Raw genomic sequence first — 18,153 nt, 5'->3', positions numbered from 1 at the left:
TTGTATCGGTAATCTTGTATCGGTGGCGATGCGGCTGCGCCCGCGCTCAGGTCACCGGCGCCGGGTTGAACAGCGTCAGCGCGTTGTGCAGCTTCCACTGCTCGGCCCAGGTCTTTCTGCCGCTGGCCACGTCGAGCAGCAGGCGGAATAGTTCCCAGCCCACGTCCTCGATGGTGGCTTCGCCGGTGGCGATGCGGCCGGCGTCGACATCCATCAGGTCATGCCAGCGGCGCGCCAGGTCGGAACGGGTGGCGACCTTCACCACCGGCACCGCGGCCAGGCCGTAGGGCGTGCCGCGCCCGGTGGTGAACACATGCAGGTTCATGCCGGAGGCCAGCTGCAGCGTGCCGCAGATGAAGTCCGAGGCCGGCGTGGCCGCATACAGCAGGCCCTTCTGCCTGGCCTTCTCGCCGGGCGCGAGCACGCCGGAAATCGGGCTGGTGCCGGACTTGATGATGGAGCCCATCGCCTTTTCCACGATGTTGGCGAGACCCCCTTTCTTGTTGCCGGGCGTGGTGTTGGCGCTGCGGTCGACGCCGCCCTTCTTCAGGTAGTCGTCATACCAGGCCATCTCGCGGATCATCGCCTCGGCCACCTCGGCGCTGACGGCGCGCGAGGTCAGCTGGTCGATGCCGTCGCGCACCTCGGTCACCTCGGAGAACATCACCGTGCCGCCGGCGCGCACCAGCAGGTCGGTGGCATAGCCCAGCGCCGGGTTGGCCGTCACCCCGGAAAAGGCGTCGCTGCCGCCGCACTGCATGCCCACCACCAGGTCGGAGGCCGGACAGGTCTCGCGGCGGCGCTGGTTCAGTTCGGCCAGCCTGCGCTCGGCCATGGTCATGATGGAATCGATCATGGACTGGAAGCCGACATGGGCGTCGTCCTGCAGGCAGACGGTGTTGGACGGCTCGTCGCCGCGGATCGGGATGCTGCCGGCCGGGAACAGCCGCGCCGGCTGCAGCTTTTCGCAGCCCAGGCTGACCACCATGGGCTGGCCGCCGAAATTCGGATTGCGGCTGATGTTTTGCAGCGTGCGGATCGGCACCACCGCGTCGGGCGCATCGATGGCCACGCCGCAGCCATAGCTGTGCTCCAGCCCGACCACGTCATCCACGTTGGGGTAGCGCGGCAGCAGCTCGGTCTTGATGCGCTGCACCGCATGCTCGACGACGCCGGCCACGCACTGCACGGTGGTGGTGATGGCCAGGATGTTGCGGGTGCCGACGCTGCCGTCGGCATTGCGATAGCCCTCGAAGGTATAACCCTCCAGCGGCTCGACCTTCTGCGCCGCGCGGTTGGCGATGGGCAGGTTGGTCAGTTCGCGCGCCGGCGGCATGCGCACCACCGATTCCTCGATCCAGCTGCCCTGCGCGATGTCGCGCATTGCATAGCCGATGGTGACGTCGTAGCGCCGGATGGCGTCGCCCTCGGCGAGGTCGACCAGCGCGATCTTGTGGCCCTGCGGCACCCGCGTCTTCAGCACGAACTCACCCGGAAACTCGGTGCCGGCGGGCAGGCCGCCGTCGTTGACGACAATGGCGACATTGTCGTTCGCATGCATCTTGATATACAGCGGCTTGACCGCCGCCGCGCCCTGCTCTGAATCGGTGTGCCGGATTTCCATGGGATTCCTGAAAGATTGCCGCTGCATTGCATGCCAAGCCGTTAACGCGCCCAGGCTGCCGTATATGTCGGAACGTGTTGCCATGATGCGCTGACGGTCTCGTCATCAGTCATCAGACAACCTATGACGGAGTATAATTAGCCCATCCGAAATTGGCAACCATTAAGCGATTCACCTTCCATCCAGGCCGACAGCATGAATACCGTCCCCTTCCCGCCCGTCGCATCCCGCAAGCCGCGCAACCTCGCCCAGGGCGTGGTCGCCTACATCGCCGACGGCATCCGCAACGGCACGGTCAAGCCCGGCGACAAGCTGCCCACCGAGTCGGAGATCATGCGGCTGATGGGCGTGAGCCGCACTGTGGTGCGGGAAGCGATTTCGCACATGCAGGCGGCCGGCATGGTGGAAACGCGGCACGGTATCGGCACCTTCGTGCTGCAGCCCGCGCCGACGCCGACCCAAACGCTGGGCATCGACCCCAGCACCGTGGTCACGATGCGCGACGTGCTGGCCATCCTGGAACTGCGCATCAGCCTGGAAACCGAAGCCGCCGGCCTGGCGGCCAACCGCCGCACCGCGGCGCAGCTGCAGGCGCTGCGCGACGCGCTCGACCGTTTCCAGCTGCAGGTGCGCAACGGCGGCGACACCGTGGCGGCCGACCTGGAATTTCATTTGGCCATCGCCCAGTCTTCCGACAACCGCTACTTCCATGACATCCTGGGCCAGCTGGGCACCAATATCATTCCGCGTTCGCGCCTCAATTCAGCCAAGCTGGCCCAGGACGATCCGGTGGCCTACATGGAACGGGTGATCCGCGAGCATGAGGATATCTTCAACGCCATCGCGCGCCAGGACCCGGAGTCGGCCCGGGCGGCGATGCGCACCCATCTATCCAACAGCCGGGAAAGGCTGCGCCAGGCGCAGGAACGGGCGATGCCGAGTTGATGAAGGCTTGAACAGCGTGTGGATCAAGCCTGGGGGCGGCATTCGTCGGCAGTCGTTCAGCGGGTAGACAACACGGGGTCGCCTTGGGTCTGGTTGCGGCCAGAAGCGGACGTTGCTGAAATGACGACTTGCCTGCATAAGCATTCGGCGCTTATTACAGCTGGCAGTGGAGCATTTGACCGACAGATGCGTGTATCAGGGCCTAGCATCATTGGCTGTTTCAAGGCCACGCCGGTTCATTACCAATGCCCTTCATCCAATCGATTTTTTTGTCCATGTAAATCAGCAACTGCTGCAATTCAATGAGACGTTCATGAAGACGCCTACGATGCGTTTCCATCAATCGGATTCTGCTTTCGTTTGGCCTTTTCCCAGACCGCTGGTTTACGATAAAAAATTTTATATCCGCAAGTGACAAGCCTAGCGCTTGACCGATTCGAATCCCTGCTGCAATCCGCACTTCGCCTGGTCCGAACTCCTGATACCCCCGGAGTCCGCCCTTGTTGCTGCGCTTTGGGGTTAGTAAGCCCTGGCGTACATAAAATCGTACCGTATCGACACTCAGCCCCGACGCTTGGGCGAATTCAGAAATCAGCATGTTTTAGTCTCACAAAATGATGTTCGCGCTCCTTGACCATGGAGTGCACTCCAGCCTTATATTAAGTTGAATATCACCGTCTGGAAACAATGATGATTGAACCAGTTCCACTTCTCTTTCTACCAGGGCTCATGAATGATGCCCAAGTCTGGCAACCCGCCATTGCTACGATGGCCGGACACGAATGCCGAATCGCCGACACGTCCAAGCATGCTTCCGTTGCGGAACTAGCCACCGCAGCACTTACGGATGCTCCCTGCGGTCGTTTTGCGCTCGTTGCGTTTTCGCTTGGCGGTTATGTTGCATTTGAAATTATGAGGTTGGCGCCGGAGCGCGTAGCGGCCCTGGCATTGATCAGCACGAGTGCCCGTCCAGATTCACAAGAGACGATGGCAATGAGGGAGCGCATGATTGCCGCGGTAAGTAGTGGGACAGCGGATTTCAACACGGTCGCTTCCGCGTTCCTGCCTCGCGTCGTACATTCCTCACGGGTCGAAGATACGGCGCTTAACAACGTGCTGATATCGATGGCCCGAAACGTCGGCGCAGATGGATTTATGCGGCAGCAGCGCGCCGCGCTGGGACGCCCTGACAGCCGCCCGTTATTGAAGCAGATTCGTTGCAAGACCTTGGTTGTATGCGGTAGGGAAGATCAGGTCACGCCGCCAGATTGCAGCGAAGAGATGGCATCTGAAATTGCGCAGGCGGAACTGGTCATCCTGGAGCAATGCGGGCATATGGCACCTTTGGAACAGCCGAAGATTGTGAATGAAGCACTTTCCCACTGGCTGAATTCTGTCTAGGTCCGCCAACAATATTCGGAGGGAAGCGCAACCGCACTGTATAAAACGGCTTTCCGTCGGCAAGCTTGCGCGGCTTAACTCGACAATTCAAAACGATTCTTAGGCCAAGCATAGGTCTGCTTAGGGTCGATTTTTCCCGTTCCAGATAAAGCTACAGCCGGGCGTCGTAGCCGGCATAAGTATCAAACTTGCCGCCTCGCTGCAGCGGGCTGGACCTCTTGCGATAGCGCCGCAGCACATAAAAGAACTGCCTCTCCATAGGCGAGAACCACATTGGCAGAGCTAGCGAGAAAACTTCTTCGCGCCGGCAACACACAAGATAATCCCCGCCGTAACTGCAATCATGTGGCCTGATATCTGTTCATGAAGGAACGTCCCCGCCAGCACGAGGCCGAAGAACGGCTGGAGTAACTGAAGTTGTCCTACCGCGGCCGTACCGCCTAGCGCCAGCCCGCGGTACCAAAATACAAAACCGATCAACATGCTGAAAAGGGAAACATAGGCAAGCCCTATCCAGGCGAATGGGCCTATGTCTGCCAATGAAACCGGCATTTCGATCAGAGCCAATGGGAGCACGATGGGCAGCGAAATGACGAGAGCCCAAGAAATGACTTGCCATCCACCAAGCGCCCGCGATAGCCGTGCGCCTTCCGCGTAGCCAAGTCCACAGACGATAATAGCGGCCAACATGAGCGCGTCGCCGACCGGGGAAGCAGACACACCCTGGGCAACCGCAAATCCCACCACTAAAGAACTGCCCAGGAATGAAAATACCCAGAAGCCAAGCGACGGGCGTTCCCCGCCACGGAGCACCGCGAAAACCGCGGTCGCTAACGGGAGCAGGCCAATAAAAACGATGGAATGTGCAGCGGTAATGTGCCGCAGCGCGAGCGCAGTGCAGAGTGGGAAGCCAACGACGACGCCGCTGGCGACGATGGCCAAAGAGAATAACTGGCTGCGGTTGGGACGTTTCTCCCTCCCAAAGAGTAGCAAGCATGCTGCTAACAGACCGGCGATTGTGGCGCGCGCGACAGTCAGAAAAATTGGATCAAAGTCCAGCACTGCAACGCGGGTTGCAGGAAGCGAGCCACTAAAGATGACTACGCCTGCCATGCCGTTCCACCACCCGCGCCGCACCTGATCCATTTCCTCTCCTGTTACCGCTTAATCTGTTGGCTTGCTTAAGGAATGCGCGACGGTAGCATAGGATTGCTTATTTGTTATGCAGAGTTTGCATAGCGCTACGGCGCTTGGCGGTGCAGTATCAAGACTCATGTTGAATCGCTTATCGGCAACAAGGTAGTAAATGAGAGTGCCTGGAACGTCGATGGAGCGCCAAGCTCACCTTGCCATTCGCAGCAGCGGGCTGCAATCTCGCCTGCCCGGGTTCGGGGGATGTTGGTTAAAGCATGGCAAGCCATAGCGATCATCATGCAGCAAAGCTCAGCCTTTGAAGTCGCCGGATAAACTTGCACTGCTGTTATTTACGCTGACCTCGTACTAAGGTTAGCCATGGATGTTCATCCTTGTATGGAGCTTGATTAGCCGGTGACCTTGGTCCTACGGTATTTTCCCGAGCGATCTCGCCACCCATACCAATGCAAATCCCTAATAGATTGATGTACCTCACCCACCTACCAGGCGCGCGCGCTACCCTCGTTTTGAGTTTGTCGAATAACAAACAGCGTATCGGCACCGTCGGTGCGCCTCAATGTAATCGCTAAGGGAATCCTTTATACCCGCAAGCAATGAATTAACTCATTTGGTTGTGTTCCTAAAGGAGCATCATAATGCGCACATTGAAGACTTTGGCAATTTGCGGAATGTTTGTCATTCCTTTATCGCTGTTGCCTGAAACTGCTTCTTCTTCTCCAGATTCTCCACCTTCGCCACCAAAATCCAATCACCCATTTTTTTCTGTACGAGCTGATCAGTTTTTCAACGCAACAGGAATACTCGCTGCACCAGGCGAATCATTTCTCGTCCGAGCCAAGCCTCATGACGTCGTTGATCTTTCTACACTTAATGGAGGCTATAAGACATTCAGTGATGGAACAATAGTTGTCACGCCGACATCTGATTCTGGTGCATTCCAATATTTCCGCGACAGAGCTGGCCCGATATATAGCGATCCGGTTGCCGGTTCACGTAAATCGCTGCTTCCACTTGGCGAACAACTACGTGGGCATTTGCCTGGTGCACCTAATGGCGCACTGGTTGCCGGCTTTTCAGCATCGGCTTATCCCACGTCATTTAATGATTTTCCCTACGGCTTTGTGCTGATCAACGACAGGGGCATTGCGAGAGCGCCGTCTACAGGGGAATACCGATACCTGTTCCTTGCCGTGAACGATATCAACAACCCTTTAGGAGATAATGCAGGGGAATTTAGAGTGCGCATCTACAGGCTCGGCGAAGGGGTGGGTGATCCAGGGATGAAAGAGGGAAATCCTTCTCAAGCAGATGATTTTGCTGAATAAGCCGTAAAGGCTACCCATTCCATTTAGAAATTGCCCCATTATTTCAAGGGCTTGCATATGGAAGGGCCATGATGGACGAAGCGGAGAAGATTTTGATCGCTCAACCAATGCTGCCGTTATTGCCTTCCACCAGAAGCTTGGCTATCAAATCGATGAAGTCATCAGCATGGGTAAGCGCTTGATTCCTGATTGATTCGGAATTCTTTCTCACGAATGTCCGCATAGGGTCGCGTGCGATACTGCAGCGCTGGGGGGCAGCTGGCCAAAACCGGAGGTTATAGTTGCGGCACGAAAGCCTTCCGGCTATGCGCCAAGGCAATCGTGTTGGCGGTAGCTAGCGCTATAGCGGGTACCATCAACAATATAAAAGCACCAGCCCCACCCAGCCCTGTACTTGCTCCAATACCCAGTACAAGGAAAATTGCAGCCGCAATCATATTCAACAGAATGGCAATAGGGACAAAGGGCGACGGGTGAGCGGAAAATAAGCAGGTGACTGTAGCAACGTACGGCAGGCTCAATCCGAGCAATGTCAGTACAGTAGATGTGGAGAATGCCGAAGAATGGCTGTAGTAGAAAGCACCAACTCCAAAGGCCAATAGAAAAACAAGTACGAAGCCGTTTAGGAGAATTAATAACGATTTCATAGCGCGCTTCATGATGGACCCGTTTTGTTAGCAATAAGCTTGGCTACCTTGCCTATATTGTCCCACGTAAATCTTGATGAGGTTGGCGGTCAGCCAAACATCGTTCTTTCGTATCGACCCTTGCAAACAGCACAGTATGGCTTGATGAGTGACATGGGAAAGGCCGCTTTGAGTCGAGTGCGGTCCACCACCCATCACAGGCCGATGAGTGGCCCACAACGGCCATCGAAATCCCGGGCAAATTGTCAGCATGTAAACCCGGCATGCCTTCATGCATGGCGCCGGAAATCATTCGTCCGAAACCCCTCAGCGCGGATAGGTAAAGCCAGTGCGAATATCCATAGGCACCAGACGACCGCCCTCGCGCACCGTCAGCCGCTGCGGCGGTTCATCACCGGCCAGCGCGCGCGCCGTGGCGGGCAGTCCTTCGCCCTTGCGCAACATGGCATCGCAACGTTCGTAGACATTGGGGCACCCCGTGGCCTTGAGGAGCGCCTGCACGACGGGCACCTTCCACAGGTCGACGCCTCCGGCATTGAACTGGCAGATCAGATAGCCGCCGGTGCCGCCATAGCTGTGCACCAAGAGGCCCGGCAAGCCGTCCTTTTCGCCATCGATCAACTGCACCAGCGCCTGCGGATCGGCGCTGCGCAGCGCATCGGCACGGCGCAGCACGGCGGCCTGTACGCGGCGCTTGATCATCGCGTGGTCGACCGGCTCGTCCTCGCGCAGCGTCCAGACGCGGGCGGCGATCTGCGACTTGGCGTTGTACGCCGCACGCGCCAGGAACTGGCGGGACGACGACTGCACGATCGCCGTGGCGCCTGGCCTGTTGCGCTCCTGCGGCTTGCCTTCGACTTTTTCGACAGCGGAGACGTAAATCCACGGGTCGCCGGCAAGCAGGCCTTTTTCCTTACCCTGTTTGATGGTGATGATGAGCATGTGCGGCTTTCGTTTTGGGGACAGCGATGATACAGCAAGCTGCGGGCGTGCCCTTCCGTTGCCTGCCGCGCCTGTCCAGCGCATGGGATGCACTGGACAGGCGCGGCAGACTCTGAGGCAGCACAGCCAAGCGCCGCAGCGGCTGTGCGAGGCAGCAGCCCACACGCCCGTTATGCGCAGAAGAAATGAGAAAAGCGAAACAGGCAGCAGCCGGCAATTAGGCAAGTCTGCGTACCCTGGCGGTCACTGCCGTTTTTTCAGCTTGCGTCATCACAGACCATGTTGTACGATGACTGATAACGTAACGCTTGGCTTCCTTTTCCATCTTGCGTTCCCGTGTTGCTGGCCCTTTAACCTTTAACCGTGCCCCTGCTCATGATTACTCCACAAGACCTGAAACAAACCCTGTCGTCCGGCCTGCTGTCCTTCCCGATCACGGATTTCGATGCCAATGGCGATTTCAAGGCTGGCACTTATATCGAGCGCCTGGAATGGCTGGCGCCTTATGGCGCGACGGCGCTGTTCGTTGCCGGCGGCACCGGCGAATTCTTTTCGCTGACGCCGGAAGACTATTCCCGGGTGGTGAAGACGGCGGTGGAAACCTGCCGCGGCAAGGTGCCGATCCTGGCCGGCGCCGGCGGCCCGACCCGCACCGCCATCGCCTATGCGCAGGAAGCCGAGCGGCTTGGCGCGCATGGCATCCTGCTGATGCCGCATTACCTGACCGAAGCCAGCCAGGACGGCCTGGTGGACCATGTCGAAGCCGTCTGCAAATCGGTGAACTTCGGCGTAGTGGTGTACAACCGCAATGTCTGCCGCCTGAATGCGGAGTCTCTGCTGAAACTGGCCGACCGCTGCGCCAACCTGATCGGCTTCAAGGACGGCGTCGGCGAGATCGAATCCATGGTTACCATCCGCCGGCGCCTCGGCGACCGCTTCAGCTACCTCGGCGGCCTGCCCACCGCCGAAGTCTACGCAGCCGCCTACAAGGCAATCGGCGTGCCGGTGTACTCCTCGGCCGTGTTCAACTTCATCCCGAAGACCGCGGTGGAATTCTATGAAGCGATCCGCACCGACGACTATGCCACCACCGAGCGCCTGATCGACGATTTCTTCCTGCCTTACCTGGCCATCCGCAACCGCAAGGCCGGCTACGCGGTCAGCATTGTGAAGGCAGGCGCAACCCTGGTAGGCCGTGGCGCCGGCCCGGTGCGCCCGCCCCTGACCGACCTGACTGGCGAGGAATGCGAGCAGCTGGATGCGCTGATCAAGTCGCTCGGTTCGCAGTAAGCAGGATGGGGGACGGCGCCGGCTGTTTCCCGATCTGCCGTTAATCGGGATGCGGGAGCGTCCCTGCTTCGGTCCCTTCCTCGCCGCCTGTTAAAGGCAGCGAGGAAGCGTACTTGAAAAAGAAGCCTTCGGGACGTCTATAAAAAGCGCTGGATTTCCCCGGCGAGGATTTTCTCGTAATTGACCATGGAATAGTTCGCAAACGCATGTTCCCGCGCGTTGCTGCCCTGCGCGGCAACCTTGGCCTGGTCGTGAATATAACCGTCGATGGCTGCGACGAACCCTTCAAAGTCGTCTATTCCGATTAAGGCGCCGGTATGCCCGTCCAGTATGGTTTCCGACGGCCCTGCCGCTGCGGATGCGACAACGGGCAGCCCGCACGCCATGCCTTCCACGATCGCCAGACCAAAACTTTCGCGGTAAGCGGCATGGACCATGAGGTCGGCCGCCTGATAAAACGGGGCCACGTTGTCCTGGCGGCCGTAAAACCGGAAAACATCATTCAGGCCAAGTTCCGCCACCAATTTCTTCAAGTCATCGATAAGCCCACCGTCGCCTACGTAGAGAAATTTGATCTGGCGCTGCGGATTGCTTTCCACGATGCGTTTGGCTGCGCGGATAAGAAAATCGATCCGTTTTTCCGAGCGCGCTTGCGAGACGCATATGACGACGAAATCGCGCTCGTCCAGATCCAGCCTGCGGCGCGCTTCGGTCTTGTCGCCGGGCTGAAAGCGATCGCAATCGACCGCATCGGTCAGCAGCGCCAGGCGCGAACGCGGAATTTGGGAATAGGAAGAAAGGAAGCGGTACTGCGATTTCGCATTCGCCAGATGCAGGTCGTGAAGCTGGCGGCCGAGAATTCGCCGCGTAATGAATTTAACGGCCTTCTTGATCAAAGGATCTTTTTTCCTGTGATCGAAGCTGTCATTTTCGGTATTGAGGGTCTTCACGCCAAGGCGCCGGAAAAAACCCAGATCAACGGTGCTCGGCAAGGCGCTCATGAAAACGATCACCTTGACGCGATTCTGGATAATGAAATTGGACAGGGCTGCCTTTCCGGTTGAAGACATGTCGTAGCAATCGAGTTCGACCGGCACGATGGATTCGTGCGGGAACGATGGATTGCCGGTCAGCCGTGAATAGGCGATAAAGCAATTGGCATGCTCGCGTAGCAGCGCACCCGCCCGTTCCCGACCGAGGGCGATGGTATTCCAGACAAACCCGGTATCGTCCGGATAACGCATCGTGAAAAGCACACCCGGCAAATCGGTCTTCAACAGCATTTTCGGGTACTGGTAAATCCCGGAATCGTGTTGATGCGATGCCTGGGAACGAACTGAATCATTGGGTGGAATCATGAACAATGGTGTGTTGCCGGTAATATTTTCAACAGAGTAACAGGCTCGACGAAACACCCCGGAAAGTTCACACGCAACGCTTGCGGAATGTCAGCGTATGCAGGACGATTTTTCATAGATACGCCATTTTCCCGCGGCCTCGACCAGGGCAGGTTGACATGCGACGCCCTTGAAAAAATCGGCATTCACTTCGCCGGATTGCCGCACAATGAAGTACCGATACTGACCAGCGTCGTATTTTTTCCAGTCGAATTCCGTGGGGACGAAATTGATATCGACCGGACTGGCGCGGCCGGGCCTGAACCTGACGATTTGCGGTGGAAACCACGCGAAATTGAAGTCGACAAATCCCTTGTGCTCCGCCTGGTACCAGCTTGCGTAATTGGAGTAAATGGTCGGATTCCTTATCACATCGCTTTCCGGCGAAAAGATTAATGCAAGCGCCTTGCTGCCGGGTTCGATGCGTCCGATCATGGCGTCGATCTCCTCCGATTCCTTCGCGAAACGGCATGCGTCCACGGTGTACGAGCCCAGCACCGACCAGCAGGCCAGGATCATCAGCGGCACGACGACGAAACGTCCAGTCTTGTTCCATGCTGCCCCATGCAGGCCAGCCTGGCGGCCCATGCTGCCGGCTGCGAACGCCAGCGCATAGGCCGGCAAGAAGAACACGGCAAACCGTTGATACAGCAAGGCGGTTTTCAAGGCAAAGTTGGGGACGAAAAACGAGATGAGAACCACAACCATCAGCATCACCCAACTGCTCTTGTTACGCCACTGCGGGCGCAGCCCAAGCATCCATGGAGCAAGAAGCAGGATGGCCGCCGCGAAGATGAACACTGGTCTGGGTGCAATCCCGAAGGCATGCAGCACGGTTTCGTGCAGGCGATGTTTGCCCAAAGCCCAGCTCACATGCGCGCCGTATGGAGCGGCCAGTTCAGCTTCTGTCATGCGGCTTCCAATGAAATACAAGCCGCAAGCGATGGCAAGGCCCAGGAAAGGCCAGAGATTGGCCAGGAACCCTTTCACCGACCTGGCATTGATCAGATAAATGATTCCACCGACACCACAGGCGAAAACAAACGCCAGCCCATGCGATGCCAGCAGAAGAAATCCGATACCGAAAACGGCGAGCCCTTTCCTGCGCGTCGGATCGACCGCGTATTTGGAACAGTACAGTATCAGCAGCAATGCGATCGGGGCCGAAACGAGAAATGTAAACAATCCCCAGTTATAGGCAAAGCCGAAAAATCCGAGCAAAAACAGCCAGTCGAGGCGCTCATCTCCTCCATATCGCCGGCGTAGCGCCATCGCCGCCATGACGAAACAGATAAAGGCGGCCGACAGGACGATTTTGATCGAGGTAGCTACCGGAAACAGGAAACTGAACGGGAAAGCCAGTCCATAACCCAGGAGATAGGGGGTGAAAAGATTCACCCTTACCAGATCGCTCCAATTGGAGCGACCTATTGCCAGATCGTGCAACAGGGAAATTTGTCCCGCATGTTGCGGCAAATCGACCATGGGCGGGTGTGGCGCAAACCAGAAGATTGCGGCGCCCCATATCACGGAAATCAGGAATAGTATTTTTGTAACGGAAAAACGGGGCATTCTCTGTTTTCTTTTTGAAGATGAGTGTAGGTGGAAAATGGACGCAATCGCCGAATGAAACACATGTCGCGGATGGCGTTGCATGGCGCCGGATATAAACCCGCATGCACATGGAGGTTTCAGGAGTTGCAGAAACTTGAAAACCTCGCCCAACTGGAGGAGTTTCAAATCGGCTGGATGAATATTCGCAGGTCAATCAGGTGAATTCGGCATAAAGAGAAAAACGTTTTGGTAGCAGGTGAAAAGCTTGGCCATTATGCAATATCTGCTCCACCTTGCGAGGAGTTTCTCGCGTTTTCCAGATGCTTCCGCATGTGGGTGAAAAAGACGGTCGATGGGAAATAAGTTCTTTTAGTAGATGAATCGGCGCATTGGGCTGCCGCTTGAGCAGTCAACGCGCAGCGACTTTCTCCGGATACCGCATGTGCCACCTACCGCTCCGTTTCCGGCATTTTCCTTTCCGCACTGCCTCATACCTTACTGCTCGGCCGAGGGAAGACGCAGCACCGGGGAGCCGCGTTTCCATAAATGAGAAAGACCGAACTGGAGTGAGAACTGCCTTGATCCAGCCAAGGCGCACGTTTCATTCGCCAAAGTCCTATCCCGCAAATAGGCTATGCACCACATGGAAATTTGATGCTATAAGACAACTTTCTTAGTATTTCCGATTTGGAACGGAGCCCACTCATGGCAAGAAGTAAAAAGACCAGTCCCGCCGAAGACCTGCTGTTGCTTGTGGCACTACTTCCGTGGTGGGCGGGCGTCGGCCTGGCGGTATTGAGTTACGCCGTCCTGCATGCGCTATCCGCGCCAGGCGCCGCACCCGTCGCGCCACCCGGTCAGATCGGCCAGTTCGCGGTGCAGATGCTGGGCCGGCAGTTGGCATACTACGGGCAGTTCATCCTGCCGGTCTTATGCCTCGCGGGCGCCGCGGTATCGGCATTGCGCCGAAGGCAACGCCGCGCCCTGGTCGCTGCGGTCACGCAAAATCCCGCGGCCAGCATGCTCGACAGCCTGTCATGGCGGGAATTCGAGCAGCTCGTCGGCGAGGGTTTTCACCTTCAGGGATACCAGGTGATGGAATCCGGTGGAAACGGCCCGGACGGCGGCGTGGACCTTGTATTGAGCAAGGGCGGCGAACGGTTTCTCGTCCAGTGCAAGCAGTGGAAGGCATACAAGGTCGGCGTGGAGGTGGTGCGCGAGCTGTACGGCGTGATGACGGCCAGGGGCGCGGCCGGCGGATTCGTCGTGACGTCAGGGCAATTCACCGAGCCTGCGCGCGAGTTTGCGAAGGGCCGCAATCTGACGCTGGTGGATGGGACTTTGCTGATTCGCCTGCTAGGGCCAGTGCGGACGGTTCAGCCGAAGACAACAGCGCCGCCGGCCCCCGATGCTCCTGCCGGCGTACCGGCCTGCCCGGCTTGCGGGAAATCGATGGTGCGGCGCATTGCCAAACGCGGTGGGCAGGCTGGCGCGGCGTTTTGGGGGTGCGGGGGTTATCCGGGGTGTAAGGGGACGCGGGCGGTTGGGTGAGTGGGATGACGTTGATTGTGAACAGGGCCGGGGAAGGAAAATGTATGTGGCGTTTTTTGGACGGGACGCGGGATTGAGTGATAGTGGGCTTTAAGGTGATTGTTCAAGGTTTTAATTGGACTGATAGGGTTGTTCTTGAAGAGTTTTAGACTGATAGCGGATCTTCGACAAGGTTTTCTGAACGGGCAAAATCGGCCAATAGCGGCCGTTGAGGTTGCCCAATGGTGGAAGCCTGGCCAAGCTCAATCAGGCGTTCCCATTCCATATAATGCTTTTGAGCTGGTTCTATAACATTAGAATTCATCGCAAAGGAATGCTTTTGGCACAATTATCTAAATTCCCTATTTCAGTTGTCGCCGCAGAGGCCCCGCCTCGCACGAAACCGTCCAATTATCCCGAACCATTTGCGTCGATGATGAACGGGCGCATCAAACGTCCATTAGGCGATCTGTTTGGGTTGCAGAGTTTTGGAGTGAATCATGTGACGCTTCCGGCGGGCACGATGTCGGCGCTGTTTCATTGCCATTCCGTGCAAGACGAATGCATCCTTGTCCTGAGCGGTGAAGTAACGCTGGTCCACGACGATGGTGAAACACTCCTTGCTCCGGGTATGTTTGTCGGCTTTCCAAGGAATGGTGGTGCTCACCAGCTTATTAATCGCTCGACAACGGAAGCGACTTACATTGAAATCGGCGACCGCCAGTCGGACGACAGGGTGTCTTACCCCCGGGATGACCTAGTGGCGGTGCGCGACGAAAACCGCTGGGCCTTTAAGCATAAGGACGGAACATCCTACGAATGAAGGCTGTGAGGACCGCCTTGGCTCGTTTTTCCCTTCTCAAGCGAAGGCAGCGGCCGGCCAAGAACGGATCTTCCGCCAAGAATCACAGCCGGGCGCTTGCATCCCAACAGTGTCCATTATTTCTTTACGCCTAGGATGGTAGGCTGCTATTGAAGAGCGCCGTCGAAGAACCGGTTCAGTTCTTCCGCCAATTTCTTCTGAAATGCGGATCGGTCAAAGCCTTCGGGGTTAGCGCGCAGATCACCATCCGGCAACGGGATGGGTATGCTCGGCGTGTCCATGAAAGCGTAGTGGCCGGCATTGGGAATCGCGTGGTACTCCGCCTTGGCGATGTTCTGCCTTAACCACTCGGCGTGGTAACGGGGTACCAAAAAGGTGTCCTTGTCGCCAGCATAGATGGTCGTCGGAATACTAATCGTGGCGAGCGATTGCGCACTGAACATGACACCCGCCGGCGCCAGTGCGGCGACGGCGCGCACGCGTGTGTCCCGCAATCCGTCGAACGATATTTTTTCGGTTGGCACGTTCGTTTCCCGCCGTTTCATCGAACAGAAAATGGGGTCTTCGCTGCTGGTTCCGCAATGGCTGGCGATGCGCGACAGATCAGGGATGCCGCCAGCCAGCGCCAGGACCGTGTAGCCACCGGCCGAGTGGCCTAGGGCGCCGATCCGCGGGCCGTGCGCATCGGCCTTGATACGCGCTCTCCATCCAGAATCACGCAAAATCGCGTCGATCACCCGTGACGCCTGTCTAGGCCGCTCGCTAAAGTAATAACCGCCCGGCACGCTAAGCAGCGATTGGTCTTGCCAATTGTCACGAGGATGCCGTAACGCAGCGACCAGGTAACCATTTTTCGCCAACGATTCAGCAAGACTGGTGTGCCCAAGCTCGGAGCCGCCGGTGCCATGACTCAGCAGTAACAAGCCCTTGATGCTTGCATCCGGCTCGCCATTGATGGCAACTGTCGGGGTGAAAGGTCCCATTGGAACAGCGGTAGCGCTGTCTTGCGTCGGATAGTAAAGAACAACATGAATGGCCTCCTGACTGCCGCTGTCGGCGGGCGCGTCGAATCGCCTGAAGCCAGCTTCGGTCGCCAGTGTTGTGCCAGCCGCCAGCAGCACGCCTGCGGCTACCAGAAGGGAGGCGAAGCCACGTTGGGAAAGTTTGGTTTCCATTGAGGTTCCTTTGAGGGTGGGGTGGAGTGCAGGCAGATCATGCTGGACCGAAGGCGGTTAAGCACCCATTTTGCGACGAGAGGAAGGATTTGGTTCGTGAGTTGGCTTTAGGGAGGATGAGGGGGAATTGGCAGGTGCTGGAAGTAACCAGCCTTCATAGCTCGTCGCAATACAATCTGAAAATCAAACCCTCAATCTGCAAAGGATTTAATGCCCAGTTAAAGCGGCACTGAATCATCAGCGTTTTTTGCCGCTCTGTTGGATAGCCGGGCTTGCTGTAATCCAGAACCGCTCGGCTGACCTTCTAACAGTCGCAAGTCACCTTGCCAGTGCGAGGAGGACCGGCATCCACGCCGGTATGCGCATTGCTACCTAAATACCGCTTCTGACCGTTATGACCATGCTCATGTCCGCACTGCGCTTACTGTCCTGGTCCTTGATCCAGGAGGGCGACACAATGAGGGCTGAGTCTGTCTTTATGCCTTTCTCAGGCAGCAGCCCCTGCCCCCTTTAAACCAAGCAAATGTCGTCGTCCTCGCAGTCTTCACTATTTGGCGATTTTAAATTGTTACCAACTATCAAACTTATCGTTAAACTATTGCCTTTTCGACACAACGAAAGGCAGATGACATGGTCGGACTCTCCCGCAGCAACAACCAGGCAATATTCCCCAGTCGCATCCCTACCTTCCTGCTAACGCTCGCCATCGCCATGATCAGCTCAGGCTGCTCGATCATGGCGCCGCCGTACTCTCCCTCCCCGGAAAACCTGCAATTGCTGCGTGACGGCGGCAAGTACACCGCACGCGTGGCCGAGTTTGGATCACAGCCGGGTGAGCAGAACGAGAATCCTATTTCGATACGCGGCAACACGATCAATTCGCCCTACAACGGCAGCTATGCCGGTTACCTGGCCGAGGCATTGCGGCAGGAACTGGCGATGGCAGGGAAATGGTCGCAGTCGGCGGAGACCGCGGTGACGGGCACCGTGCTGACCAACACGGTCCATGCACCGCCAGCGAGCACCGGAACCGTCGATATCAAGGTGCGGTTTGCCGTCGTGCGCGGCAGCCGGAAATCGTACGAGCAGGACAAGAGCGTGCATCACGAATTCCCGTCCGAATTCGCCGGACCGATAGCCATACCCCGCGCCATTCAGGAATACCAGTTCGCGGTACATAAACTGCTCGCCGAGTTGTACCGCGACCAGGCATTCGTCGCCGCCCTCAAGTCCCATTAACCAACCGTCAAGGAGGCATCATGCATCTCGTCAAGTTCATCGCCGCTTTCGCTACCGCCGCCATCCTCACCGGCTGCGCGCATCCCCTCGTCATCGCCCCCGACACCACCAAGCTCGAAGCGCCAGCCAAAACGCCGAAGCACAAGGCGGTGGTGGGCTATTACATCAGCGACGAGCAGCGTACTCAGGAGTTCGTCTCTCCGGGCGGGGGTGGCGACAAGGTCTCCTACTTCCCCTATCGCGACATGGATCTGGGCTTGTTCAAGATCCTCGGCAACTGCTTCGCCGATGTGGTGAGGCTGAAGTCCCGCAACGACGCCGCCGCAGTCAGCGAGCACAGGATCGCCTATATCGTCACGCCGCAACTGAAAACCGACTCCTCCTCGCCCAGCCCCTTCACCTGGCCGCCAACCGAGTTCAAGGTCGATTTGAGCGCCAGTATTACCGACAGCCTCGGCAAGCCAGTGATGACCAAAACCGCGCAAGGCGTGGGCCGCGCGGAGTTCGATGAATTCAAAACCGATTACGCTCTGAGCGGCAAGAAAGCCATGCAGGATGCGCACCAAAAGCTGCAGCAACTGCTGTTGGAGGCAAGAGAATTAGATAACTAGTAGCTCGTCTTAAAGACTCTGAAGGGGTCATCGGGTCGCCTGTTGCACTGTTTCTTCTCGACGGTTGATTGCGAGAAAGGCGGACATCCATGCACAGGCAGACCAGGAATGGCGGCACCCGATGGACCCCGCTTTCTCCACCGAAGCCGACCTTCTGAAACGTATTCGCATCCTTCGGTTGGAGATGAAGCGCACGTTGGCGCACTGGTTTGCACCTGCTGGATACGATGGGATGCAAAAAGCGGCCCGACCCGCACCGCCATCGCCTATGCGCAAGAAGCCGGGCGACTCATCGCGACTTCCTCCTGCCTTACCTGGCCATACGCAACCGCAAGGCGGGCTATGCGGTCAGTATCGTTATAGCTGGCACAAGCCTAGTCGGCCGCAGCGCTGGGCGGGTGCGGCCGCCGCTGACCGACCTGATCGGCAACGAATGCGAACGGCTGGATGCGCTGATCAAGCTGCTCGGATCGCAGTAGGGGCAAGGCTGGAGAG

Annotated in this window: 16 protein-coding genes and 1 pseudogene; 9 read left to right on the top strand and 8 right to left on the bottom strand. The window is 57.6% G+C overall.

Annotated elements, in window-relative coordinates; translation table 11 throughout:
* Nucleotides 1-46: 46 nt before the first annotated feature.
* Nucleotides 47-1,624 (bottom strand): galactarate dehydratase, encoded by a 1,578-nt coding sequence (garD, locus tag ABC383_RS26085; protein WP_413018662.1) that lies wholly within the window; start codon nucleotides 1,622-1,624, stop codon nucleotides 47-49.
* 195 nt (nucleotides 1,625-1,819) lie between these two features.
* Between garD and ABC383_RS26080 the strand changes: the two genes are divergently transcribed.
* Nucleotides 1,820-2,569, top strand: coding sequence for a FadR/GntR family transcriptional regulator (locus ABC383_RS26080; protein ID WP_413018660.1), 750 nt, complete (start codon nucleotides 1,820-1,822; stop codon nucleotides 2,567-2,569).
* A 220-nt stretch (nucleotides 2,570-2,789) separates the two neighbouring features.
* Here the strand turns inward: ABC383_RS26080 and ABC383_RS26075 are convergent, their stop codons facing one another.
* Nucleotides 2,790-3,167 (bottom strand): MerR family transcriptional regulator, encoded by a 378-nt coding sequence (locus tag ABC383_RS26075; RefSeq protein WP_413018658.1) that lies wholly within the window; start codon nucleotides 3,165-3,167, stop codon nucleotides 2,790-2,792.
* A 131-nt stretch (nucleotides 3,168-3,298) separates the two neighbouring features.
* Here ABC383_RS26075 and ABC383_RS26070 point away from each other — a divergent pair, with 131 nt between their 5' ends.
* Complete coding sequence (locus tag ABC383_RS26070; protein ID WP_413018656.1) at nucleotides 3,299-3,970, top strand: alpha/beta fold hydrolase; 672 nt, start codon at nucleotides 3,299-3,301, stop codon at nucleotides 3,968-3,970.
* Nucleotides 3,971-4,252: 282 nt separating this feature from the next.
* On the opposite strand, the gene ABC383_RS26065 is transcribed toward ABC383_RS26070, so the two are convergent.
* Complete coding sequence (locus ABC383_RS26065) at nucleotides 4,253-5,116, bottom strand: DMT family transporter (protein ID WP_413018654.1); 864 nt, start codon at nucleotides 5,114-5,116, stop codon at nucleotides 4,253-4,255.
* A 644-nt stretch (nucleotides 5,117-5,760) separates the two neighbouring features.
* On the opposite strand from ABC383_RS26065, the gene ABC383_RS26060 reads away from it, so the two are divergent.
* A complete protein-coding gene (locus ABC383_RS26060; protein ID WP_413018652.1) occupies nucleotides 5,761-6,450 on the top strand; it encodes a hypothetical protein in 690 nt (229 codons plus the stop codon).
* A 275-nt stretch (nucleotides 6,451-6,725) separates the two neighbouring features.
* On the opposite strand, the gene ABC383_RS26055 is transcribed toward ABC383_RS26060, so the two are convergent.
* Together ABC383_RS26055 and ABC383_RS26050 are read right to left on the bottom strand one after the other, a co-directional pair.
* Nucleotides 6,726-7,097: a hypothetical protein gene (locus ABC383_RS26055; protein WP_413018650.1), complete on the bottom strand. Its 372-nt coding sequence runs from the start codon at nucleotides 7,095-7,097 to the stop codon at nucleotides 6,726-6,728.
* A gap of 306 nt (nucleotides 7,098-7,403) precedes the next feature.
* Entirely contained in the window at nucleotides 7,404-8,039 is a 636-nt protein-coding gene (locus ABC383_RS26050) for a class I SAM-dependent rRNA methyltransferase (protein ID WP_413018648.1), read from the bottom strand.
* 375 nt (nucleotides 8,040-8,414) lie between these two features.
* Here ABC383_RS26050 and kdgD point away from each other — a divergent pair, with 375 nt between their 5' ends.
* Nucleotides 8,415-9,329 (top strand): 5-dehydro-4-deoxyglucarate dehydratase, encoded by a 915-nt coding sequence (gene kdgD, locus ABC383_RS26045; RefSeq protein ID WP_413018646.1) that lies wholly within the window; start codon nucleotides 8,415-8,417, stop codon nucleotides 9,327-9,329.
* A 137-nt stretch (nucleotides 9,330-9,466) separates the two neighbouring features.
* On the opposite strand, the gene ABC383_RS26040 is transcribed toward kdgD, so the two are convergent.
* Together ABC383_RS26040 and ABC383_RS26035 are read right to left on the bottom strand one after the other, a co-directional pair.
* Nucleotides 9,467-10,612 carry a glycosyltransferase family 4 protein gene (locus ABC383_RS26040; RefSeq protein ID WP_413018644.1) on the bottom strand — a complete coding sequence of 382 codons (1,146 nt, stop codon included), beginning with the start codon at nucleotides 10,610-10,612 and terminating at the stop codon, nucleotides 9,467-9,469.
* Between the two features lie 165 nt (nucleotides 10,613-10,777).
* The gene (locus ABC383_RS26035) at nucleotides 10,778-12,298 is read right to left on the bottom strand and encodes a hypothetical protein (RefSeq protein WP_413018642.1); all 1,521 of its coding nucleotides are present in this window, start codon (nucleotides 12,296-12,298) and stop codon (nucleotides 10,778-10,780) included.
* Between the two features lie 687 nt (nucleotides 12,299-12,985).
* Here ABC383_RS26035 and ABC383_RS26030 point away from each other — a divergent pair.
* Entirely contained in the window at nucleotides 12,986-13,831 is an 846-nt protein-coding gene (locus ABC383_RS26030; RefSeq protein ID WP_413018640.1) for a restriction endonuclease, read from the top strand.
* Nucleotides 13,832-14,150: 319 nt separating this feature from the next.
* Complete coding sequence (locus tag ABC383_RS26025; protein ID WP_413018639.1) at nucleotides 14,151-14,633, top strand: cupin domain-containing protein; 483 nt, start codon at nucleotides 14,151-14,153, stop codon at nucleotides 14,631-14,633.
* A 146-nt stretch (nucleotides 14,634-14,779) separates the two neighbouring features.
* On the opposite strand, the gene ABC383_RS26020 is transcribed toward ABC383_RS26025, so the two are convergent.
* On the bottom strand, nucleotides 14,780-15,808 hold the full coding sequence (locus ABC383_RS26020; RefSeq protein WP_413018637.1) for an alpha/beta hydrolase family protein: 1,029 nt from the start codon (nucleotides 15,806-15,808) through the stop codon (nucleotides 14,780-14,782).
* Nucleotides 15,809-16,438: 630 nt separating this feature from the next.
* Between ABC383_RS26020 and ABC383_RS26015 the strand changes: the two genes are divergently transcribed.
* The 3 genes and pseudogenes from ABC383_RS26015 to ABC383_RS26005 form a co-directional block, all read left to right on the top strand.
* A complete protein-coding gene (locus tag ABC383_RS26015; protein WP_413018635.1) occupies nucleotides 16,439-17,047 on the top strand; it encodes a hypothetical protein in 609 nt (202 codons plus the stop codon).
* A gap of 20 nt (nucleotides 17,048-17,067) precedes the next feature.
* Nucleotides 17,068-17,658: a hypothetical protein gene (locus ABC383_RS26010; RefSeq protein ID WP_413018633.1), complete on the top strand. Its 591-nt coding sequence runs from the start codon at nucleotides 17,068-17,070 to the stop codon at nucleotides 17,656-17,658.
* A 296-nt stretch (nucleotides 17,659-17,954) separates the two neighbouring features.
* Nucleotides 17,955-18,137 (top strand): annotated as a pseudogene (locus ABC383_RS26005) (5-dehydro-4-deoxyglucarate dehydratase); the annotation flags it as partial.
* Between the last annotated feature and the right edge of the window lie 16 nt (nucleotides 18,138-18,153).

This window comes from Noviherbaspirillum phoenicis (genome assembly GCF_047237965.1).
GTDB lineage: Bacteria > Pseudomonadota > Gammaproteobacteria > Burkholderiales > Burkholderiaceae_D > Noviherbaspirillum_A.
The sequence above is the reverse complement of the archived record's forward strand: the minus strand, read 5'-3'. Positions and strand labels throughout refer to the sequence as shown.